Origin of the sequence: Chromobacterium sp. ATCC 53434 (assembly GCF_002848345.1) — a bacterium.
Taxonomy (GTDB): domain Bacteria; phylum Pseudomonadota; class Gammaproteobacteria; order Burkholderiales; family Chromobacteriaceae; genus Chromobacterium.
The window spans coordinates 4,963,209-4,984,444 of record NZ_CP025429.1 but is presented as its reverse complement, the minus strand read 5'-3'; the positions used below and the strand labels follow the sequence as shown (position 1 = coordinate 4,984,444).

The 21,236-nt window shown below is 67.6% G+C and carries 25 protein-coding genes, 1 other RNA gene and 1 riboswitch; of the genes, 6 read left to right on the top strand and 20 right to left on the bottom strand.

The features are described 5' to 3' along the window. Position 1: 1 nt before the first annotated feature. Positions 2-370, top strand: coding sequence for a ribosome silencing factor (gene rsfS / locus CXB49_RS22355; protein ID WP_101710404.1), 369 nt, complete (start codon positions 2-4; stop codon positions 368-370). Between the two features lie 57 nt (positions 371-427). Further along, complete coding sequence (gene rlmH, locus CXB49_RS22350; RefSeq protein ID WP_101710403.1) at positions 428-898, top strand: 23S rRNA (pseudouridine(1915)-N(3))-methyltransferase RlmH; 471 nt, start codon at positions 428-430, stop codon at positions 896-898. Positions 899-980: 82 nt separating this feature from the next. Here rlmH and CXB49_RS22345 read toward each other — a convergent pair whose 3' ends face one another. The 9 genes from CXB49_RS22345 to CXB49_RS22305 all read right to left on the bottom strand — a co-directional run bounded on the left by CXB49_RS22345 (position 981) and on the right by CXB49_RS22305 (position 10,350). Further along, a complete protein-coding gene (locus tag CXB49_RS22345; RefSeq protein ID WP_101710402.1) occupies positions 981-1,376 on the bottom strand; it encodes a hypothetical protein in 396 nt (131 codons plus the stop codon). Between the two features lie 160 nt (positions 1,377-1,536). Beyond that, positions 1,537-2,808, bottom strand: a complete 1,272-nt coding sequence (locus CXB49_RS22340) for an MFS transporter (protein WP_101710401.1) — start codon at positions 2,806-2,808, stop codon at positions 1,537-1,539. A 130-nt stretch (positions 2,809-2,938) separates the two neighbouring features. Beyond that, positions 2,939-3,151: a GNAT family N-acetyltransferase gene (locus CXB49_RS22335; RefSeq protein WP_101710400.1), complete on the bottom strand. Its 213-nt coding sequence runs from the start codon at positions 3,149-3,151 to the stop codon at positions 2,939-2,941. Between the two features lie 300 nt (positions 3,152-3,451). Then, a complete protein-coding gene (gene holA, locus CXB49_RS22330; RefSeq protein ID WP_101710399.1) occupies positions 3,452-4,456 on the bottom strand; it encodes a DNA polymerase III subunit delta in 1,005 nt (334 codons plus the stop codon). Then, entirely contained in the window at positions 4,437-4,994 is a 558-nt protein-coding gene (gene lptE, locus CXB49_RS22325) for an LPS assembly lipoprotein LptE (RefSeq protein ID WP_101710822.1), read from the bottom strand. Before lptE ends, holA begins: the two co-directional genes overlap by 20 nt. A gap of 82 nt (positions 4,995-5,076) precedes the next feature. Next, positions 5,077-7,695: a leucine--tRNA ligase gene (leuS, locus tag CXB49_RS22320; RefSeq protein ID WP_101710398.1), complete on the bottom strand. Its 2,619-nt coding sequence runs from the start codon at positions 7,693-7,695 to the stop codon at positions 5,077-5,079. A 116-nt stretch (positions 7,696-7,811) separates the two neighbouring features. After that, positions 7,812-8,615 carry a sulfite exporter TauE/SafE family protein gene (locus tag CXB49_RS22315; protein ID WP_101710821.1) on the bottom strand — a complete coding sequence of 268 codons (804 nt, stop codon included), beginning with the start codon at positions 8,613-8,615 and terminating at the stop codon, positions 7,812-7,814. Between the two features lie 30 nt (positions 8,616-8,645). Further along, positions 8,646-9,818: an acyltransferase gene (locus tag CXB49_RS22310; RefSeq protein ID WP_101710397.1), complete on the bottom strand. Its 1,173-nt coding sequence runs from the start codon at positions 9,816-9,818 to the stop codon at positions 8,646-8,648. A gap of 58 nt (positions 9,819-9,876) precedes the next feature. Beyond that, positions 9,877-10,350 carry an EVE domain-containing protein gene (locus CXB49_RS22305; protein ID WP_101710396.1) on the bottom strand — a complete coding sequence of 158 codons (474 nt, stop codon included), beginning with the start codon at positions 10,348-10,350 and terminating at the stop codon, positions 9,877-9,879. 121 nt (positions 10,351-10,471) lie between these two features. On the opposite strand from CXB49_RS22305, the gene CXB49_RS23810 reads away from it, so the two are divergent. Then, entirely contained in the window at positions 10,472-10,639 is a 168-nt protein-coding gene (locus tag CXB49_RS23810) for a hypothetical protein (RefSeq protein ID WP_158301007.1), read from the top strand. Here the strand turns inward: CXB49_RS23810 and CXB49_RS22300 are convergent. The 8 genes from CXB49_RS22300 to CXB49_RS22265 form a co-directional block, all read right to left on the bottom strand. Beyond that, positions 10,636-10,962 carry a DUF1294 domain-containing protein gene (locus CXB49_RS22300; RefSeq protein WP_101710395.1) on the bottom strand — a complete coding sequence of 109 codons (327 nt, stop codon included), beginning with the start codon at positions 10,960-10,962 and terminating at the stop codon, positions 10,636-10,638. The two genes, CXB49_RS23810 and CXB49_RS22300, sit on opposite strands and share 4 nt — an antisense overlap. Then, positions 10,959-11,570, bottom strand: a complete 612-nt coding sequence (locus tag CXB49_RS22295) for a 5-formyltetrahydrofolate cyclo-ligase (RefSeq protein ID WP_101710394.1) — start codon at positions 11,568-11,570, stop codon at positions 10,959-10,961. The genes CXB49_RS22300 and CXB49_RS22295 overlap by 4 nt, the downstream gene beginning before the upstream one ends. A gap of 9 nt (positions 11,571-11,579) precedes the next feature. Further along, positions 11,580-11,762, bottom strand: a non-coding RNA gene (gene ssrS, locus CXB49_RS22290) — 6S RNA. A 23-nt stretch (positions 11,763-11,785) separates the two neighbouring features. Then, positions 11,786-12,097 (bottom strand): cell division protein ZapA, encoded by a 312-nt coding sequence (locus CXB49_RS22285; RefSeq protein ID WP_101710393.1) that lies wholly within the window; start codon positions 12,095-12,097, stop codon positions 11,786-11,788. Then, positions 12,094-12,303: a hypothetical protein gene (locus CXB49_RS22280; RefSeq protein ID WP_101710392.1), complete on the bottom strand. Its 210-nt coding sequence runs from the start codon at positions 12,301-12,303 to the stop codon at positions 12,094-12,096. The genes CXB49_RS22285 and CXB49_RS22280 overlap by 4 nt, the downstream gene beginning before the upstream one ends. 21 nt (positions 12,304-12,324) lie before the next feature. Further along, a complete protein-coding gene (locus tag CXB49_RS22275) occupies positions 12,325-13,200 on the bottom strand; it encodes a cobalamin-binding protein (protein WP_101710391.1) in 876 nt (291 codons plus the stop codon). After that, entirely contained in the window at positions 13,197-13,721 is a 525-nt protein-coding gene (gene cobU, locus CXB49_RS22270) for a bifunctional adenosylcobinamide kinase/adenosylcobinamide-phosphate guanylyltransferase (protein ID WP_101710390.1), read from the bottom strand. Before cobU ends, CXB49_RS22275 begins: the two co-directional genes overlap by 4 nt. Positions 13,722-13,726: 5 nt before the next feature. After that, positions 13,727-15,694, bottom strand: a complete 1,968-nt coding sequence (locus tag CXB49_RS22265; RefSeq protein ID WP_158301006.1) for a TonB-dependent receptor — start codon at positions 15,692-15,694, stop codon at positions 13,727-13,729. A gap of 136 nt (positions 15,695-15,830) precedes the next feature. Beyond that, positions 15,831-16,034: riboswitch (cobalamin riboswitch) on the bottom strand. A gap of 125 nt (positions 16,035-16,159) precedes the next feature. Here CXB49_RS22265 and cobT point away from each other — a divergent pair. The 3 genes from cobT to cobS are packed head-to-tail and all read left to right on the top strand — an operon-like array spanning position 16,160 to position 18,512. After that, a complete protein-coding gene (cobT, locus tag CXB49_RS22260; protein WP_101710388.1) occupies positions 16,160-17,194 on the top strand; it encodes a nicotinate-nucleotide--dimethylbenzimidazole phosphoribosyltransferase in 1,035 nt (344 codons plus the stop codon). Further along, positions 17,191-17,793, top strand: a complete 603-nt coding sequence (locus tag CXB49_RS22255) for a histidine phosphatase family protein (protein WP_101710387.1) — start codon at positions 17,191-17,193, stop codon at positions 17,791-17,793. The genes cobT and CXB49_RS22255 overlap by 4 nt, the downstream gene beginning before the upstream one ends. Next, positions 17,781-18,512, top strand: a complete 732-nt coding sequence (gene cobS, locus CXB49_RS22250) for an adenosylcobinamide-GDP ribazoletransferase (RefSeq protein WP_101710386.1) — start codon at positions 17,781-17,783, stop codon at positions 18,510-18,512. The genes CXB49_RS22255 and cobS overlap by 13 nt, the downstream gene beginning before the upstream one ends. Before the next feature lie 251 nt (positions 18,513-18,763). On the opposite strand, the gene CXB49_RS22240 is transcribed toward cobS, so the two are convergent. The 3 genes from CXB49_RS22240 to CXB49_RS22230 form a co-directional block, all read right to left on the bottom strand. Beyond that, a complete protein-coding gene (locus CXB49_RS22240; protein ID WP_199406738.1) occupies positions 18,764-19,570 on the bottom strand; it encodes a YoaK family protein in 807 nt (268 codons plus the stop codon). Positions 19,571-19,673: 103 nt separating this feature from the next. Continuing rightward, positions 19,674-20,483, bottom strand: a complete 810-nt coding sequence (locus CXB49_RS22235; protein WP_101710383.1) for an SPOR domain-containing protein — start codon at positions 20,481-20,483, stop codon at positions 19,674-19,676. Next, complete coding sequence (locus tag CXB49_RS22230; RefSeq protein ID WP_101710382.1) at positions 20,483-21,196, bottom strand: type III pantothenate kinase; 714 nt, start codon at positions 21,194-21,196, stop codon at positions 20,483-20,485. The genes CXB49_RS22235 and CXB49_RS22230 overlap by 1 nt, the downstream gene beginning before the upstream one ends. Positions 21,197-21,236: the final 40 nt, after the last annotated feature.

Here is a 21,236-nt window from a genome sequence, read left to right as displayed (position 1 = left end):
CATGGAAATTCAAGAAATCAGCAAACTGGCTGTCGAGGCCCTGGAAGACGTCAAGGGCAAGGACATCATCGAGCTGGACACCAGCAATCTGACCTCGCTGTTCCAGCGCATGATCGTCGCCACCGGCGACTCCAACCGCCAGGTGAAGGCGCTGGCCAACAGCGTGCAGGTCAAACTGAAGGAAGCCGGCGTGGACATCGTCGGCAGCGAAGGCCACGAAAGCGGCGAATGGGTGCTGGTCGACGCCGGCGACGTGGTGGTGCATGTGATGCTGCCGGCCGTTCGCGACTACTACGACATCGAGGCGCTGTGGGGCGGCCAGAAGCCCAGCTTCGCGCTCGGCGCCGCCAAGCCGTGGTCGGCGGTCTAAGCTGACCAACGAAGGGCGGGTTCTTCCCGCCCTTTTCTCATTCTCCACGCTGTCGCCATGAAGATCACCATATTCGCCGTCGGCACCAAGATGCCGCGCTGGGTCGACGAGGCCTATTCCGACTACGCCAAACGCTTCGGCCGCGACATCGCGCTCGAGCTCAAGGAGATCAAGCCGGAGAAGCGCGGCGGCGGCGTCACCGCCGAGAAGGGCATCGCCGCCGAGCACGAGCGGCTGATCGCCGCCATCCCGCCGCGCACGCGGCTGGTGGTGATGGACGAGCGCGGCAAGAACTGGACCTCGGTCAGACTGGCCGAAGGCCTGAAGGAATGGATGGCCGGCGGCGACGACGTCGCCTTCGTCATCGGCGGCGCCGACGGCCTGGCGCCGGAATTGAAGCAGCGCGCCGATGTGCTGTTGCAGCTGTCGGCGATGACGCTGCCTCACGGCATGGTGAGGGTGATGCTGGCCGAACAGATCTACCGCGCCTACTCGATACTGAACAACCACCCCTACCACCGCGAATAGCCGGCACAGGTCCCGGTCCGAGTCCAAAAACGATCGCCCGGCGCAAATGCGCCGGGCGATCGTCATGCCGCCGGTTCCCCGCCTACAGCAAGCGTTTGCGCAACTCCGGCTCGAGATTGGCCCGACGCAACGGCCACAACAGGCTGGCGCCCGCCAGCACCGACAGGCCGTTGGCCAACACCCCCGCCACATGCAGAAAACCCCAATGTCCCTGCAAACCGCCCTGCAGATGATTGAGGCCCAACAATAAGGACAGGCCGCACAACAAGGCCACCAACTGGCGCGCCGATGCCGGCTCGGCATGCAGGCGGCACAATAAATACGTCGCCAGAACCAGATCGAAAATCGCGATTTCAGCCTGCCAACCCACCGACAGCGCCCAGACCGTGCCGGCCGCCATCAACTGCGGCGCCAGCAAATGTCCGATGCCGCTGGCAATGGCCGCGAACGCCCACGCCCTGACATACCAGGAACCCATAGCCCCTCCCGATGTTTTATCACTCAAGCACACGCTGCGCCGGCGCGCCGACGCCCCCCCTTGCCACGTGAAGCCAGACTGCCTTTCTCCGAGCGCCACTCGGCGGATCGGACCCACATCAGATACCTGCTACCGGAAAACCCGTCTCTCCATCTTGTTTTCAAACCAGCTGCGCGCGCTGCCGCCCGATGCGCAGCACCAGGACCGAGGCCAACAGGCACAAGGCGCCGGCGCACATCGTCGCGACGACATAACTGCCCAGGCTGTTGCGCAGCAAGCCGGCGCCCAGCGCCGCGAACGCCGCCCCCAACTGGTGTCCGGCCACGATCCAGCCGAACACCACCGCGGCCCGCTCGCTGCCGAAGGCCTCAGCCGTCAACTTCAAGGTCGGCGGCACCGTCGCCACCCAGTCCAGGCCGTAGAACAACGCGAACAGCGGCAAACCGTAAAAATAGGCGAAACCGAAAGCGTGCGGCAAGTACAGCAAGGCCAGTCCCCGCAAACCGTAATAGCAAAAAAGCAGGGACTGCGCCGAAAAGCGGTCCGACAGCCAGCCCGACAGGGTGGTTCCCAGCAAGTCGAACATGCCCATCACCGCCAGCAGGCCGGCGCCGCGCACCGACGTCAGGCCGTAGTCGCCGCACATCGCGATGAAGTGGGTGCCGATATAGCCGTTGGTGCTGGCGCCGCAGATGAAGAAACTGGCGAACAACAACCAGAAGTCGCGCGAACGCGAGGCCAGCCTCAGCGCGTCCCAGGCGATGCGCACCGGATGGTGGCGCGGCGGAACCACCGCCGGCGCGTCGTCGGGCTCGCCCAAGGGCTTCAGCCCCAGACTGGCCGGTCGCTCCGGCAGCAGCAGCCACACCAGCGGCGCGATGACGGCCGCGCAGCCGGCCAGCAGCCACACCGTGCCGCGCCAGCCATGATGCTCGGTCAGCCAGGCCATCAGCGGCAGGAACACCAGCTGGCCGGTGGCCGAGCTGGCGGTCAGGATGCCCATCGCCAGCCCGCGGTGGCGGACGAACCAGCGGTTGACCACCGAGGCGCCCAGCGTCATCGCGGTGGCCCCGGTGGCGCAGCCGACCAGCCATCCCCACAGCAGTTGCAGCTGCCAGTTGCTGCGCATCAGGCCGGACAGGGCGACGCCGCCGGCCAGCACGACCAGCGCCGCGATCACCGTGCGCCTCAGACCGAAGCGCAGCATCGCCGCCGCCGCGAACGGCCCCATCAAGCCGAACAGGGCCAGATTGATGGCCAGGGCCAGCGAGATGGCTGACCGGCTCCAGCCGAACTCATGCTCCAGCGGCACCATCATCACGCTGGGCGCCGAGCGGATCGCCGCGGTGATCAACATCACCAGAAAGGTGACGGCGACGGCGATCCAGCCGTAATGGACGCGGCCGCGGGCCCACGCGCTCAGACCGTCCATATCCCACCTCGCCTTCGCCGGAAACGCTTTTCTCAGCCTAGCAAGAAATACGGCGGCCCACGGCCTGTTTCCGCCCGCCGCCGCTTATCCACAGCAAGGGCGGATTTCCACAATTACCCACAGCGCGCCGTTACCGACGCCAGGACATCGCGCTCAAGCGCGGCCGGGCCTGGAATCCCAGTTTCTCGAAAAACGGCTCCCGCCCGGCCAGCGCCTCGCAATAGACATGGCCGGCGCCGCAGCGGGCGATGAACTCGCGCGCCAGCGCGCTGCCCATGCCGCGCCCCTCGCGGTCGCGGCGGACGATGATCTCGGCCAGCCGTCGCTGAAGCCGCGCGCCCACCCCAGCAGCTCGCCATCGGCCACCGCGCATACGCCGAGACCGGCGCGGAAGGCCGCGGCCATCGCCGGCAGATCGAAAGACGCCGCGTCGCCCCAGCCCTGGCCGGCATACAGCCGCGCCGCCTGCGGCAGCATTTCGGCCGGCAGTTCGGCCAGATCGTACAGACCATAATGCCCTGCCTCCCTGCTTCGCTCGCCCATCATTCTCTCCCGCGCTCAAATCGGCGAGCGTAGCAAGCTCCATCGCTCATGCCAAATGCAAACGGGCCGCTTGCGCGGCCCGTCGGGACAATCGGCTTGATCAGGCGGCCAGCGATACCGCCAGCGCCCGCATCGTCTGCCACGGCTCGCCCGGCTCGACGCCCTTGATCTGGCGATCGACGCGCGCGCACTCGGACAGCGCCGCCATCAGCTTGCGCGGACCGATGCGGCGCAGCGCCGGCTCGGCCAGCTTCTGCTTCTCGCCCCACAGCTTCAGCTCGCGCGCCATGTCGCGCAGCTGGCGGCCATCCTTCAAGCCCTGCCTGAGCTTCAGCAGCATGCGCACGTCCTCGGCCAGCGACCACAACACCAGCACCGGCGCCTCGCCCTCGGCCAGCAAACCATCCAACATCCGCGTCAGCCGCGGCGTGTCGCCGGCCAGCCAGGATTCGGACAGCTGGAACACGTCGAAACGGGCGACATTGGCCACCGCGGCCTGCAGATCGGCCAGACTCAGCTCGCCCTTCGGGTACAGCAGCGCCAGCTTGTCCACTTCCTGGCGCGCGGCCAGCAGATTGCCCTCGACCCGCTCGGCGAAGAACACCAGCGCCTGCTGCCCCAACTGCTGGCCCTGCGCCTTCAGCCGACGCGCGATCCAGCCCGGCAGCTCGGCGCGCGACACCGGCCGCGCCTCCACCGTCTGCGCCGCCTTGTCCAGCGCGGTGAACCACTTGCTCTGCTGCTGCGTCCTGTCCAGCTTGGGCAAGGTGATCAGCGTCACCGTGTCCTGCGGCGGCGCGGCGGCGAGCCGCTGCAGCGCCTCGCCGCCCTCGGCGCCCGGCTTGCCGCCGGGAATGCGGATTTCCAGCAGCTTCAACGAGGCGAACAAGGACACGCTGCTCATCGAATCGCTCAGCTGCGACCAGTCGAAGCCGGCCTCCACCATCAGCACCTCGCGCTCCAGATAGCCGGCATCGCGGGCCGCGGCGCGGATGGCGTCGGCCGCCTCCAGCGCCAGCAGCGCCTCCTCGCCATGCACCACATAGATCGGCGCCAGCGTCCTGGCCAGCGCCGCATTCAAGGCGTCAGGGCTTAAGGTCGGCATTGGCGGGCTTCACACTCTGCGGTCCGGCCGGCGAGGCGGTCGGCACCGGCAGATAGGCCAGCCGGCGCACGATCTGCTCGGCGGCGTCGCGGCGGGCATCGGCCCACAGCAGATCCTCTTCCTGCTGCTTGCCGAGAATGGCGTTGTCGGAGTAGTTCATCGTCCGGCGCACTGTCACCGTCATGTCCGGCTCGATCGGCACGCCGCCTATCACCACCCGCACCACAGCGGTATAGGTCAGCTGGTATTCGTTGATCTTGCCGCCGACATTGATGGTCAGAATGTCCTTGGCCTGGTTTTCATTGACCACGCTCAGCACCGCCTGCGCGTTCTTCGGCGTATCGGTCAGCGTCAGCTTGGGCTGGCGCGCCAGCACGATGCCCAGATCCGGAGCGATGGCGTTGGTGCCGGCCTCGACGAACAAGGTGGAGAACGGCAGCGGCTTGATCGCGCCGCCGAGGCCGCGCAGATGGAAGCCGCAGGCGGTCAGCAGCAAGACGAAACCAGCCAGCAGCGCGAATCTCAGAGAGTGTTTCATTGCATCCCCCATGGCGGATGAGCCGCCAGGCAAAACGGCGCGGCAAGACTCGCGTCCCGCCGCGCCGCGATGGTCATCAGGATCAGACTACGATGTTCACGAGACGGCCCGGCACGACGATGATCTTCTTCGCCGGCTTGCCTTCCATGAACTTCCGCACGTTTTCGTGCGCCAGCGCGGCGGCCTCGATCACGTCCTTGGCGGCGTCGGCGGCCACCGTCACGCTGCCGCGCAGCTTGCCGGCTACCTGCACCATCAATTCGATCTCGCTCTTCACCAGCGCGCTCTCGTCCACCTTCGGCCAGGCCTGCGCCAACAGCTCGGTGCCCGGCTTCAGCTCGGACCAGACGCCGTCGCAGACGTGCGGCACGATGGGCGACAACAGCAGCACGGCGGCTTCCAGCACTTCCTGCGCGACGGCGCGGCCGGTCTCGCCCGAGGTATCGGCCTTGTCATAGGCGTTCAAGAGCTCCATCACCGCGGCGATCGCGGTATTGAATTGCTGGCGGCGGCCGTAGTCGTCGGCGACCTTCTGGATGGTGCCGTGCAGCTTGAAGCGCAACTCCTTCTGGCTGGCGTTCAATTCGCCGGCGGCGTACGGAGCCGTAACGCCGGCCTCGACATGCTCGCGCGCGGACTTCCACAGCCGCTTCAGGAAGCGGAAGGCGCCTTCGACGCCGGCGTCCGACCATTCCAGGCTCTGCTCCGGCGGCGCGGCGAACATCATGAACAGGCGCGCGGTGTCGGCGCCGTATTTCTCGATGAACTCCTGCGGATCGACGCCGTTGTTCTTGGACTTGGACATCTTCTCGATGCCGCCGATCACCACCGGCTGGCCGTCGACGCGGTGCGTCGCCGACAGGATCTTGCCCTTGGCGTCGCGCTCCAGAATGACGTCCTGCGGCGCGATCCAGTCCTTGGTGCCGTTCGGCAGGTCGCGGTAGAAGGTCTCGCACACCACCATGCCCTGGGTCAGCAGGCTCTTGAACGGCTCGTCCGACGACACCAGGCCCTCGTCGCGCATCAGCTTGTGGAAGAAGCGCGCGTACAGCAGGTGCAGGATGGCGTGCTCGATGCCGCCGACGTACTGGTCGACCTGCAGCCAGTAATCAGCGGCCTTCTTGTCCACCATCGCGGTGTCGCACTTCGGCGAGGCGTAGCGGGCGTAGTACCAACTGGACTCGACGAAGGTGTCCATGGTGTCGGTTTCGCGCTTGGCCGCGCCGCCGCACTTCGGGCAGGACGTTTCGTAGAATTCCGGCATCTTGGCCAGCGGGGAACCGGCGCCGTCCGGAATCACGTTTTCCGGCAGCGTGACCGGCAGGTCTTTTTCCGGCACCGGCACGTCGCCGCAGCTCGGGCAGTGGATGATCGGGATCGGGCAGCCCCAGTAGCGCTGGCGGGAAATGCCCCAGTCGCGCAGCCGGTACTGGGTCTTCTTCTGACCCTGGCTCTTGGCCTGCAGATCGCCGATGATGGCGTCGAAAGCGGCCTGGTAGCCGAGACCGTCGTACTTGCCGGAGTTGACCGTCGTCACGGTGTCGTCCTTGAGGCCGTACCACTCCTGCCAGTTGGCGGCGTCGTACGCGCCGTCGCCGGACACCGGCGCGATCACTTGCTTGATCGGCAGCGCGTATTTGTTGGCGAACTCGAAATCGCGCTCGTCGTGCGCCGGCACGGCCATCACCGCGCCTTCGCCGTAGCCCCACAGCACATAGTTGGCCACCCATACCGGCAACTTGTCGCCGGTCAGCGGGTGGATGACGGACAGACCGGTCGGCATGCCCTTCTTTTCCATCTTGGCGACGTCGGCCTCGGCGACGGAGCCGGATTTGCACTCGGCGATGAAGGCCTGCAGCTCGGCGTTGCCGGTCGCGGCCTGGGTGGCCAGCGGGTGCTCGGCGGCGACGGCGACATAGGTCGCGCCCATCAGCGTGTCCGGGCGGGTGGTGTAGACCTTCAATTCGCCGGCGTGGCCGATGCTGGCCTCGTCGTACGGGAAGACCACGTCGGAACCGTAGCTCTTGCCTATCCAGTTGCGCTGCATGGTCTTGACCTGCTCCGGCCAGCCGTCAAGCTTGTCCAGGTCGGCCAACAGCTGCTCGGCGTAGTCGGTGATGCGGAAGTAGTACATCGGGATTTCGCGCTTTTCCACCAGCGCGCCGGAGCGCCAGCCGCGGCCGTCGACCACCTGCTCGTTGGCCAGTACGGTCTGGTCCACCGGGTCCCAATTGACCACGCCGTTCTTCTTGTAGATCACGCCCTTCTCGAACAGGCGGGTGAACAGCCACTGCTCCCAGCGGTAGTAGTCCGGCTTGCAGGTGGCCAGCTCGCGCTCCCAGTCCAGAGCGAAGCCCAGGCTATCCAGCTGCGTCTTCATGTACTCGATGTTGGCGTAGGTCCAGGCGGCCGGCGCGCCGCCGTTCTTCATCGCCGCGTTCTCGGCCGGCAGGCCGAAGGCGTCCCAGCCCATCGGCTGCAGCACATTGAAACCCTGCAGGCGCTTGAAGCGGGCCAGCACGTCGGTGATGGTGTAGTTGCGCACATGGCCCATGTGCAGCTTGCCGGACGGATACGGGAACATCGACAGCGCGTAGTACTTGGGGCGGGAAGCGTCTTCCACGGCCTTGAAGGCGGCGGTTCTCTGCCATTTCTGCTGCGCGGCGCCTTCCAGCTCGCGCGGGGAGTAGTGTTCTTGCATGTCCGGGGTCTTTGCTATTTCAGAAAACGAATCGCTCGATTATATCGGCAAAAGCGGGGGAAAGGACATGCCGAAAAGTGGACAGAGTGTCTAATTTCCGCACAAAAACAAGGCGTTCACAGCAGTCGGTACAGCATTTCGCTGGCCATCGTCGCCATCAGCAGCGCGAACACCTTCTTCAGGCGGGGAACCGGCAGCCTGTGCGCGGCCCGCGCGCCCAGCGGCGCGAACAGCACCGTCATCAGCATCAGCGCCAGCATGGACGGCAGATGGACGAAGCCGGCGCTGCCCCACGGCAGACCGGCCGCGCCCCAGCCGCTGATCAGATAGCCAGCGGCCCCGGAAATGGCGATAGGCCAGCCCAGCGCCGCGCTGGTGCCTATCGCCGTGTGCACCGGCACATTGCACCAGCTCATGAAGGGCACGCTCATCGAGCCGCCGCCTATGCCCACCCAGCTGGAAATCATGCCGATGGCGCCGCCGGCGGCGCCCTGTCCGCTCCAGCCGGGCATCCCCCGTCCGCCCTGCGGCTGGCGTCCGATCAGCATCTGCGCCGCCACCGCGTAGGCGTAGGCGACGAAGAACCAGCGCAGCACGGCGCCGGAAATCCAGCCGGCGACCAGGCTGCCCAGCAAGGTGCCCACCACCATCGCCGGCGCCATGCCGCGCACGATGCGCCAGTCCACCGCGCCCTTCTTGTGATGGGCGCGCACGCTGGACAGGCTGGTGAACACCATCACCGCCAGCGAGGTGCCGACCGCCAGATGCTGCGCATGCTCGCCGCCCAGCCGCGCCGCCGTCAGCGCCCAGCCCAGCACCGGCACGATGATCAGGCCGCCGCCTACGCCCAAGAGGCCGGCCATGAAGCCGGCGACGGCGCCGCAGGCCAGCAGCGCGGCCAACAATTCATACGACAACATGGCCATCCCCTTCGCCGATATCGGCTGCCATCATGCCAGAGAATCCCGCCGCCCCGCACTGGGCCGCCGACTCCGCTCGTCAGCTCGGCGCAGCCAGCGCCGGCGGATCGCCCGGTTGCACGGCTCCGACCAGTAACGGGCGGCCAAATGGGCCAGCAGCGCCGACGCGGCCACGAAAACGCACAGCAGCGGCAAGCGCTGCCAATAGCCGACCGCATCGCGCGGCAGCAGATCGCGCAGTCCCGCCAACACGACGATGTGCAGCAAATACAGCTCATAGCTGTGCCGCCCCAGCCAGCGCAGCGGGCGCGTGATCCGCTCGCGCCAGCCGTTCAAGTCCGGCGCGCGCGCCGCCCCCAACAGAAACAGGCCGCATGCCAGCGCAACGCAGCTGAAGCCGAACACCTGGTTGCCGGCGATGCCCTGCAGATAGACCCCACCCAGCGCCAGCAAGCTCGTCCAGCGCAGCAGCCGGGCCCGGCTGCCGACAGGCGCGACGCGGCCCGCCGCCAGGGCGCTCAAGCAGCCGATGGCGATGGCGTCGAAGCAGGCCAGGTAACCGTAGAGATAGTCGATTTCATTGTCAGGATGCGCCGCCCGGTAGCACGGACCGGCGACGATCAGCAGCAGGCAAACCGCAAGCAACAGCCAAGTCCGCCTCAGCGCCAGGCTCAGCAACGGCAACGCCAGGTAGAACACCTCCTCCACCGACAGCGACCAATAGATGTTCAGGCAATAGTTGAAATAGCCCACCGACTGCATCAACAAGTTGTGCCAGAAGGTCAGCACCGAACCGGCCGCCACCAGAAAATACGAGGCCGGCAAATGGTGGCCGCCGTCGGTATTGCTGAAATGGGGCAGGCCCAGGCTGCCCAGCGCGACGATGAGCGCCAGCGTCGGCAGCAGCAAGGGCATGATGCGGGCGAAGCGCTGCACGTAGAAAGAGCGGATGTCGATGGCCGGCAGGCTGCCCCAGCGCCGCAGCGACTGCGACACGATCAGAAAACCGGAGACGACGAAGAACATCGTCACGCCGTAGTTGCCGTTGCGCGCCAGCGCGCCCAGCAGCCGCGCCGACAGCAAGCTGCCCAAGAGACTGTCCTTGATGCCATAGGCCAAGGAGAAATGCAGCAGCAACACGCTGCCGATGGCTACGCCGCGCAGGCAGTCTACGCGCTGATTGCGCGGTTCGATGGTAGACATGGCGCCTCTCGGAATGGAAACGCCAAAATATTACACAGGAATATCCGCTCGCCAAGCGTCAGCGTCGATGACGCACGCCCAGCAAATCCATCAAGTACGCCCACTCGTCCGCCGCCACCGGCGTGATCGACAAGCGGTTGCCGCGTTTGAGCACCGTCATGCCTTCCAGCGGCGGGTGTTCGCGCAGCTCGGCCGGCGGCAGCAGCCGCGTCTTCTCGACAAAGCGCACGTCCACGCACTGCCAGCGCGGATTGGTCGGATCGGACTTCGGATCATGGTAGGGGCTGGCCGGATCGAACTGGCTGGAGTCCGGGTGCGCGGCGGACGCCACTTCGGCGATGCCGGCGATGCCGGGTTCGGGGCAAGACGAGTGCCAGAACAGCAACAGATCGCCGGGACGCATGTCGTCGCGCATGAAATTTCGCGCCTGGTAGTTGCGCACGCCGGTCCATTCGAACAGCCGCGCGGGTTCGGCGGCCAGATGGTCTATCGAGGCTTCTTCGGGTTCGGACTTCATCAGCCAGTAGCGCATGGGCAATATCTGTTAATCGCTGAGTGGATGGGAAAAGACTTGCTCAATCTTACTGGAAAGATTGCTTCGTATGCTGGCGGTAACGGGACAGGCAGCTGTCCGGTGTCACAGGAGCACGAAAATGAAACAATGGATTCTGGCCGTCGTCGCGGTCGGCAGCCTGGCCGGCTGCGTGGTGGCCCCGCCGTACGGCGTCGCGCCGGGCCCGGTGGTGGTGCGCCCGGCGGCGGTGGTGCCGGTGGCCCCGGTGTATTACTACGACTACGGTCCGCGCCGCGGCTGGCGCTAACGACCGGCCATCCACAGCCAGCCCAGCGGCAACACGATATTGGCCAGCGCGCTGAGCCAGTACAGAGCCAGGAAGGGCTGCTTGCGGGTCTTGTGGCGGAAGGCCCGCTGGGCCAGCCAGGCGGCGGGCCAGCCGCCGGCCAGGTGCAGCAGTTGCAATCGGGCTTCCGGAACGCGCCAGCGGCCGCGCAGCGCCGCGCGCTTGTCCAGCCAGTAGGCCAATAGCGTCGGCGCGGCCATCAAGGCGTAGGGCAGCCACCACCACCAGGCCAGACGGCCCAGCAGGCAGGCGATCAGCAGCGGCAACAACAGCAGCAATATCATGCGCCCGGCCTCCGCAGCGGCAGCCGCCTCAGGCCGGACTCGGTCAACAGCCAGTCCAGCCTGACGTCCCACGCCTCGCGCGGCACCGCGTCCACCAGCTGGCAATCGAAGGCCACGCCGACCAGCAGCGGCTTGCCGCTCAGCGCATGCCGGCGGCGAAAGGCCAGCGTGCTGTCGTAGAAACCGCCGCCCTGCCCCATCCGGAAACCGTCCCGATCTATACCCAGCAAGGGCACGAACAATACGTCCAGACGCTCGGCGCGCAACCGGGCGCCAGCGTATTCCAGAATGCGGTAGCGCGGATGCAGATACCAGCGGTCGCCGCCGTCCAGCCCGGTGAACCACAGCCGGCGGCCGCGTCGCGGAATCTGCGGCAGGAACACCGCCACGTTGCGCCGTAGCGCCGCGTTCAGCAAATCGGACAGATCCAGCTCCGAACCGGCGGCGACATAGCCGCCGACGCGTTTGCCGCGCTTCAGCAAACGCGAGGCATGGCGCGCGACGGCGCAGGCGGCCGCGGCGCGATAGGCCGGCGTCAACGCGATGCGGGCGCGGCGAAGCTGGCGTCGCAGCGTCGTCTTGTCGATTGCGGGGGAGGATGCGGTCATGATGAAGGGGGAACCCCCGCGAGTGCCGTTCGGGCTAAATTCGCTTGTACCCTGTTTCCAGGAGGGGCCGCCTGCCAGACACTTCGGGCGCATCCACAAGGGACGCGGCTCGCCCGTGTCTCACGCTGGCAGCCAAAAGCGAACGCATTGGTACAAAGGAATTGTGTGCCTTCGCGAACACCGCAGGGGGTAAACTGACCTGTGCTTGCCGCCGTTCAGAACAGCGGCTGTTGGTTCTGGCGAAGCGCCTCGTCGGCGGCTTCGCTCATGTTTCGTATTTTACGCTGAAACGCCGCCATCTCCAAGCCCTCTCCGACCTTGGTCTTCAACAGATCGTGGGCGATGTTCAGCGCGGCCATGATGGCGATCTTGTCGGTATCCATCACCTTGCCGTTCTGCTGGATCGCGTTGACCTTGCCCTCCAGCAGCCGCACCGCCTCGCGCAGCGTCTCCTGCTCGTCGGCCGGCGTGCCGATGGTGAATTGACGGCCCAACAGTTCGATGTCGACCTGAACCACGTCGCTCATTGCTCATCCTCCGGCGGCGCCGGCAGACGCGCGACCAGGGCCGCCACCCGGCTGCGGGTTTCGTTGACGCGGAAATTCAGTTCGGCGTTTTCCTTCAGCGCTTCGGACAGCGCCTCGGCGAAGCGGCCGTTCTGGGTTTCCAGTTCCCGGATGCGGACGATCAGCGCCGCGACGCGGGATTCGAGGTATTCCAGTTCATTGTCCATGGCGGCGAGGATAACGGGCGGCTACTTGGTCGTCAAACCCAGCCGTCGCCGCGCTGTCTCCAGCCGGGTACACAGCTGCTCGGCGCCGTCGGCCAGCCGCGGCCCGGGGATGCTGACGGCGTCGCCCGGCAGCGCCAGCAGCGCGCCGCCGGCCACCGCCGGCATCTCGCGCCAGCCGCGCCACATCGCCAGCGTGGCGTCGTCGCCGGCGACGATGGCCTGCGGCCGCGCCGCCACCACGGCGGCGATCGAAACCTGCGGCGCCGGCTGCGACAGGCCGGCGAACACATTGACGCCGCCGCACAGCCGGATCAGCGAATCGATATAGCTGTTGGCGCTGACGGTGAAGATCGGCGCCTGGCTCAGTTGGTAGAACACTCGCACCGCCGGCCTGTCGCCATAGCGCTGCTTCAACGCCGCCAGCCGCTGGCGGTAAGCCGCGGCCGCGCGCGCCGCCTCGGCGTCGGTTCCGGCCAGCTTGCCGAGCAGCGCGATTTCCTTCGCGACGTCGTCCGGCAGCAGCGGATGGCTGACGAAAACCGGCACGCCCAGCCGCCTCAGCCGCTCCAGTTCGCGCGGCGTGCCGCCGTCCTGCCAGGCCACCACCAGGTCGGGCTTCTGTCGCAACACCGCCTCCAGGCTAAAACCGGTGAAACCGCCGACGCGCGGCAGCTTCTTCGCCGCGTCCGGGTGATCGCTGTAATCGACGGTGGCCACCACCTTGCCGCCGGCGCCGGCGGCGAACAGCAGCTCGGTCGCGTGCGGCACCAGGCTGACGATGCGCCGCGCCGGCTGCGCCAGCGTCACCGTCTGGCCGCGACCGTCCTCGACGCTGACGGCGGCGCGCGCCGCCAACGCGGCCAGCAGCAGGCACAGGCCCGCCAGCGCCGGCCTCACGCCATCCCCTTCAAGGCCAGCGGCAGGCCGCAGGCCACCAGCGTCACCCGCCCGCAACGGGCGGCGATCAGCTGATTGAGCCGGCCCAGCTCGTCGACGAAGCGGCGGGTTTCGACGTCGGCCGCCACCACGCCCCAGCCGACCTCGTTGCTGACCAGCAGTACCTCGCCGACGGCGCGCTCCAGCGCCGCCAGCAGCGCGTCGCGCTCGGCGGCGTAGCCCGCCTCGTCGAAACCGGCCTCGCCGAAGAAACGCATCAGCCACATGCCCAGGCAGTCGATCAGCAGCAGGCCGTCGGCGGCGTCGCGCGCGGCGATGGCCGCGGCCAGGCCCCGCCCGGCCTCGGCCACGTCCCAGTGCGGCGGCCGCTGCGCGCGGTGGCGTTCGACCCGGCGCGCGAACTCGGCGTCGCGCACCTCGGCGGTGGCCAGATAACAGACCGGCCCGCTATGGCGGCCGGCCAATTCCTCGGCATGGCGGCTCTTGCCGCTGCGGGCGCCGCCGGTGATCAGATGGGGCATATCGCTCAGAACTTGTAGGTCACGGCGGCCTGGTAATTGCGCCCGTTCGCCGGATACAGCGAGTAGGCGGTCGGGCTGCTGTACCAGGTGCCGCCATAGCTCGCGTAATGTCGGTCAAACAGATTGTTGGCGCTCAGCGCCACCGTCACGTGCTTGCCGAAATCCTGGGTCAGCTTGGCGTCCACCACCATATAGCCCGGCAGCTTGCTGCCGAAGCTGTTGCTCTGGTCGTTGTCGAAATACTGCTCCGACACGTATTGCGCCGACAACGCCAGCTTGCCGCCCTCGTAATAGCGCCAGCTGGCGGCCGCGTTGGCCATCAACCTGGGCACCATCGGAATGGTTTTGCCGGCCAATCCGGCGCCGGCGCGATAAGTCGCCTCGGTCCAGCTCAGATTGCCGTTCAGGTCGACCGTCGATGTCACTTTCAAGCCGCCCTCCAGCTCCACACCCTGATGACGGGTGGCTGGCAGGTTGGCATTGGCGCCGCCCAGGCCGGCAAACGGATTGTAGGCGATCTCGTTGCTCAGATCGTTGCGGAACACAGCCAGCTTGGCGTGCGCGCGCTCGCCCGCCCATTCCACGCCCACTTCCTTGTCGTGCGACTGCTGCGGCTGCAGCGGCAGGCCGTTGGTATAGGTCACTTCGTCGGCATTGCCCAGGCGGAAGCTTTGTCCGGCACGGACATAGGCGCTCCAGCCGCCGCCGAACGCCTGCTTCAGGCCCAACGACCAGGCATGCAGACTGGTGTCTATCGTCGACAGATTGGCGCCGCCGACAGTGGCGTTGACCTTGTCGTCCACCAACTGCTGGCGGCCACCCGCCGACAGTGTGGCGCCCTGCCACAAGGCGAACTGGCCGTCGACGAAATAAGCGACGTGGCGCTGCGAGGTCTGCTCGTTGTTCAGCGAGTTCAGCACGCTCATCGAGCTGTCCAGCCAGTCGCCGCCGAAGCTCAGTTTATGCTTGCCGATGGGCAGCTCGTAACGGACGCTGGCCGTATTCTCGTCCAGGCTGCGCTGGTCCAGCGAGCAACCGGAACTGCCGACGAACTGAGCGCAGGAATCGGCATCCTTGTGCCGGCGCGACAAGTCGGCGTACAGCGTACCCGCCCCCAGCTCCTGGTTCAGCGAGACGCCACCGCTGGTGGTGTCGGTGGAGGCATAGCTGTTGGGCGTCAGCGTGCCGACCGGGTAGGTCGCCAGCGGATTCAGGCCGTTGGCCGGGTCCATGATGATAGGCCCCGGCAGGCGCAGGCCCTGATTGGCGGTCTTGGCGAACAGTTTGATGTCGCCGCCATCGTGCTTGAAGGTCAGCGTGAAGCCGGCGTTGTCGTTGCGCTCGGCATTGTTCTGCCGGTAATTGCCGGTCTTCATCGACTGGATATAGCCGTCCAGCGCGACGAACTGATTGGCCGCGTGCAGATCGGCGTCCAGCTGACGCAAATCGTAGCTGCCGCCGGTCAGCGTGACGCTGCCACTGGCGCCGCTGGCCGCGCCGGACTTGGTGATGATGTTGATCACGCCGCCGGTGGCCCCGCCGCCGTAAGCGACGCCGCCGAGTCCGCGCACCACTTCGATGCGCTCAACGCTGGACAGCGCCACCGAGCCGAGATTCACCGCCGCCAGATCGTTGGTGTTCTGGCGCACCCCGTCGACCAGGATCAAGGTGTTGCTGTTGCCGCTCATGCCGAAACCGCGCAGATCGACCATCGCGCTGTTGGCCGAGCCTGAGCTGTTGAAAACATGAATGCCGGCATAAGCCGACAATACATCCTGCACCGTCGTCGCCGTGCTGTTGGCGATGTCTGCGGCGGTGATCACGCTGACGTTGGCCGGCAGCGACGAGACTTTCTGCGGGATACGGCTCGCCGTCACGATCACCGGGTCGCCAGCGGTTTGCGGCGCGTTGTCGGCGTGGGCGGCGGCGCAGGCCAGGGCGACGGCCAGCGCGCAGATTTGGGGCTTGAACATGAAACACACTCCAATGATTGGATTTCTCCCGCAAGCGGGCATCGTCGAAGTGCGAAGAGGACATGCATAAACAGGTCGCGGCAGAACCGGATCGTCTGTCGGATCGCCTCCCCGCGATTCTCCAGTGGTCCACGGCTTCCGGCCGGGGCATGCAGGCCGGTCTCCGGGCTCGGCCTTGCCGGCGGCGCGCCTTCCCATCGTTGGACAGTGGCCATGCGCCGCCTGGGCGCGTGCGCGCCAGGCCTTACCGTTGCGGGGGCAGCGCCGGCTTCACCGGCTTCCCGTTTGATCCGGATGCGCTTGGCAGCGCAAGACGGACACCTGCAAGGCGGCGATTATACCTTGCCGGACTTTTGGCGGCACCGGTCAAGCGGTAATATGCTTAGAGCCTGTTCAAGATCCTGTTGCGAACAGCGCAGCCCCTCTATTCCCGGACTCGCGTCCATCCCTAAGCAGGCCCAAACCATGAACAGCAGCAAGCCACTGGATCTTTCCGCCCGCGACGCCGCCCGCGCCCGACAAGCCGTCCTCACCAAGCCGCCCGGCAGCCTGGGGCAGCTGGAGGAGCTGGCCTGCCGCTTCGCCGCCTGGCAGGGTCGCGCCTGCCCGGAAGAACTGCGTCCGGCCATCACCGTCTTCGCCGGCGACCACGGCGTCACCGCCGAGGGCGTATCGGCGTTTCCGTCGGCGGTCACCACCGAGATGGTGCGCAATTTCGCCAACGGCGGCGCCGCCATCTGCGTGCTGGCGCGCGCGCTGGACGCGCGGCTGGAGGTGGTCGACGTCGGCGTCGCCGGCGACGTGTCGGCGCTGCCCATCGTCCACGCCAAGGTCCGCCCCGGCAGCCAGAATCTGGCGCGCCAGTCGGCGATGAGCCCCGACGAGGCCGAGGCCGCGCTGGAGGCCGGCCGCGCCGCCGCCCGCCGCGCGGTGGAAGCCGGCGCCAATCTGTTGATCGCCGGCGACATGGGCATAGGCAACACCACCGCGTCGGCGGCGCTGATCTGCCGGCTGAGCGGCGCGGCGCCGGAGCAGGCGGTCGGCCGCGGCACCGGCATCGACGACGCCGGCCTGGCCAACAAACTGCGCGCGGTCAAGACCGCGCTGGCGCGGGTGGCCTGGGAAAACCTCAGCGGCCAGGACACCTTGGCCGAACTGGGCGGCCTGGAAATCGCCGCGATGGCCGGCTTCTATCTGGAGGGCGCCCGCCTCGGCGTGCCGTCGCTGGTGGACGGCTTCATCGCCAGCGCCGCCGCGCTGTGCGCCCAGAGCATCGAACCGTCGCTGCACGACTGGCTGCTGGCCAGCCACCGTTCGGCCGAAACCGGCCACGATCTGGCGCTGGAAGCGCTGCGGCTGCGGCCGCTGCTGGACTTGGGCATGCGCCTCGGCGAAGGCTCCGGCGCCGCCGTCTGCGTGCCGCTGCTGCGGTTGGCGGTACAATTGCACAACGGCATGGCCACCTTCGAACAAGCCGGCATCAGCGGCAAGTCGGCATGAACCCCTATACCCTGACGCTGCTGCGGCACGGCGACATCGAGCACGACGGCCGGCTGATCGGCCTGACCGACCTGCCGCTGACCGAGCTCGGACACCAGCAGCTGGCCCGCAGCTGGCAGCGGATCAGCAATCTCGCGCCGGTCACCAGCATCGCCAGCTCGCCGCTGCAGCGTTGCCGCGAGTTCGCCGTCAAGCAGGCGCTGTCCGGTTCGCTGACGCTGAAAGTGGACCCGCGCTTCGCCGAAATGGATTTCGGCCACTGGGACGGCCAGCCGCTGGCCGAACTCGAGCAGACCCACCCCGGCTGGGGCGGCGAGCTGGCCGAGGGCCGGCTCAGCCCGCCCGGCGGCGAGAGTTTCGAGCAGTTCCGCACCCGGGTGTTGGCCGGCCTGGCCGACTGGATGACCGAGGCGCGCGGCAGCCACCGGCTGCTGGTGACGCACGGCGGCGTGATCACGGTGCTGATGGCGGAGCTGTTCGGCACTGAGTTCGCGGTGGCCAAGCTGATGACGGTGCAGCGCGGCGGCTTCGTCCAGCTGTCGATGCTGGAGGGTCACCCGCCCTATTTGCTGCGGCTGGAGTCCTCATGCGCGGACTGATACTGGCGGTGCAGTTCCTGACCCGGCTGCCGACGCCGCAGCTGGCCGATTTCCGGCCCGAGTGGCTGGCGGCCAGCGCGCGCTGGTTTCCCGCCGTCGGCCTCATCGTCGGCGCGCTGCTGCTGGCGGCGCTGCGGCTGGGCGGCCTGGTCGACCCGTGGCTGGCGGCGCTGCTGGCGCTGCTGGTCTGGGTCGGCGTCACCGGCGGCCTGCACCTGGACGGCCTGGCCGATCTGGCCGACGCGCTGGGCGCGTCCCACCGTTCGCGCGAACGCTTTTTCGAGGTGCTGAAGGACCCGCACCTGGGCAGCTTCGGCGTGCTGGCGCTGATTCTGGCCGTCGCCTGCAAGCTGGTGCTGCTGATGCTGCTCGCACGCCAGGGCGGCCCGGCCTGGGCGCTGCTGCTGGTGCCGGCCTGGGCGCGCGCCTTCGCCGTCGTCTGGTCGGCGACGCTGCCGGCCATCGCGCCGGGCAGCGGCGAGCGCTTCGCCTGGAGCCGCGACCGGGCCGGCATGGCGCTGAACCTGGTCGCGCTGCTGGCGCTGTCGGCCTGGCTGGCCCCGGCGCTGCTGCTGGCCCCGCTGGCCGGCCTGGCCTGGCGGGCCTTCCTGAAGCGCCGCCTCGGCGGCATGACCGGCGACTGCCTGGGCGCCGGCGTCGAGCTGTGCGAGATCACGATGCTGGGCCTGTTGTTGCTACCGGTTCCGGCCTGGATCTGAAGCGCGTCGATCGCGGAATGAAAAACGCCGCGCCCTTGCCGGGGAGCGGCGCCGCGGACGGGTTCAGACAGTCGATGTCGAAGGTCACGTAGACCGGCGCGTCGCCTATGCCCTTCTGCCGTCCATCGTGCACAGCCGACGGCTTGAGGCTGCCGCGCCCCGTGGCGCGGAAAACCCGCAGTGTGCCGCGATGGCGCGATACGTCCAAGTAAAGACTAAAAACGGCGGGCCGAATGGCGGAAATCGCGGCCTCAAGACGCCAGCTGCCGATGGCGCGCGCGCCGCGACGCCCGGCGGCCGCGCCACCAGCGCCAGCGCAGCCTGACGTCGTACCAGGCAGGCCTGAGACCCAGCAGAAACAGAAACAGCGCCAAGGGCAGCGTGAAGCCGAAACCCAGGTGCTTGAAGCCCAGCGCGCCGACCACGCCGCCGACGAAGAAGGCCAGCAAGATCAGCGCGTAGACGCGGAATTTCTTGCCGTTGGCGCGCACCGCGGCCACCCGGGAGTGGCGCTCGCGGTTGTAGTAGCTCATCTTGGCCAGCTCGATGCCGAGATCGGTGGCGATGCCGGTCATGTGGGTGCTGCGCAACAGGCCGCCGGACAGCTTGGTGACGATGGTGTTGTGCATGCCCATGATGAAGCACAGCAGCATCACCGTCGGCGGCGTGAACAGGCCCTTGTGCAAGGACAATCCGGCGCCCAGCAGGCCGAACACCAGCAGCAGCAACGCTTCCTCCATCATCGACACGCCGTAGCCGCCGCGCAGCCGCTGCCGCCGCGCCCACAGGATCAGCCAGGTGCTGTGCATCGCGCCGACGACGAAACAGCACAGCATCACCAGCAGCGACAGCGCCAGCCGGATCTCGCCGGTGGCCCAGGCGTCGGCCATGCCGGAAACCACGCCGGACACGTGCGAGGTGTAGCGGTGCACCGCCAGAAAGCCGCCGGCGTTGATCGCGCCGGCGATGAAGGCCATCGCCCAGCCCAGCTGGCGCAATACCCTGTCGTTGAAGCGGCCGCGGTCCAGCAGGCGGGTGATGTGGGCGTGTCGGGTCATCGGAAGCCTGGCAAGCAAAACGGCGACCTGTCGTCGCCGTTGTCGATACTGCGCTGCGACATGCCCGCTTGGCAAGCCGCCGGATCAAGCTTCGCCGCCGCGCTCAGCAGCCCTTCAGCGCGATGCCCGGCGTCAGCCGCTTCTGCAACGCCCTCAGATGCTCGGCCTGCGCCGCGTCCAGATCCTTGAAGGTCAGCGTGGTCTGGTGCGACGGCTGGTCCTTGGACTTGATCACCGCCTTGTCGTAGCCGGCGGCCTTCAGGCGCGCCACCAGCGTCTTGGCGGCGTCTTCCTTGCCGAACAGCCCCAGCGACAGATTGCCCTTGAACTCGTCGCTGCTGACGATGTAGTTGTCGAAGCCCTTGTCCTTCAACTCGGCCGACAGCGTCTTGGTTTCGGCCTGGGTGGCCAGCGGCGGATAATAGACCCACAGACGGCCGGACCCCTTGCTCTCCTGCTTGCTGTCCTCCGACATCTGGGCCGGCTTCAGCTTCAGCGTCGGCACCCCGCCCCTGACCCGCGCCAGCAGGCTGTCGTTCAAACCGCCCCAGCGGTAGCAGGCCAGCTTGGCCGGCTCGACAGCGGCCGCGGCCGGCTTGTCCTGCGGCGCCGGCTTGGCCTTGGCGGACGGTTTCGACGCCTCGGCCTTGGCCGCCGGCTTGGCCGGAAGCTGGGCCTTGGCCGCGCTGGCGACGGTCTTGGCCGCCGGCGCCGAGGCGGCCGGCTTGGCGACGGGCGCGCTGGCCTGCGCCTTGGGCGCCGACGCGTCCGGCGTCCAGTTGGCCGGCAACAGTTTCACCTGCCCCGGACTGACTTCCTGGGCATGCACGTCCAGCGGCGGCCGCTGCTTCAACGAGCCATACATCGCCACCACCAGATTCAGCACGATCACCAGCGCCACAAACCACTTCATCACGCGTTCGCCACCTTGAGTAGACCCATGAGGACCAGATTATCCACGATCTGCAACGGCGCCGCGAGCCAAGGCGCGATGCGGGCGGCGTCGCCGCCAGTCAGAATCACCGTGGCCGGCGCGCGGCCGGTACGGTCGGCCAGGCGTCGCCGCTGCCCTTCTATCGCCCCGGTCAGCGCCGCCATCGCGCCGCTGGCCAGCGCGTCCTGCGTGCCTTGCGGAAAATCGACGATGGCGCCGGCCTGTCGGTCCAGATTGGCGGTGCCCTGCGCCAGGCTTTGCAGCATCAGGCCGTGGCCGGGCAGGATCAGCCCGCCCAGATAGTCGCCCTCGGCGGTCAGCGTCTCCACCGTCAGCGCGGTGCCGGCGCAGGCGACGACGACGTCGTCGCGGCAGATCTCGCGCGCAGCCAGCACCGCCAGCCAGCGGTCGGCGCCTTGCTCGGCGGTGTTGCGATAATGGTTACACACGTCGCCGAAGCGGCTCTCGGCATAGACCCGGTGCAGCGGACACGGCGCGGCCGCGGTCAAGGCGTCGACCACCTCGCGCCTCGCCACCGACGACAGCCAGGCGCCCTCCAGCGGCAACGCGCGCCAGACTTCGGCCAGGTCGGCCAGCTCGTGATGCTCGGCGGCGCCGCGCGACACGCAGTCGGCGTCCTGGTATACCGCCCATTTCACCCGGCTGTTGCCGGCGTCTATCAGCAATTTCATTCGCGCGCCCTGCGTCCAGCAGAAAACGGTCGATGCCGGA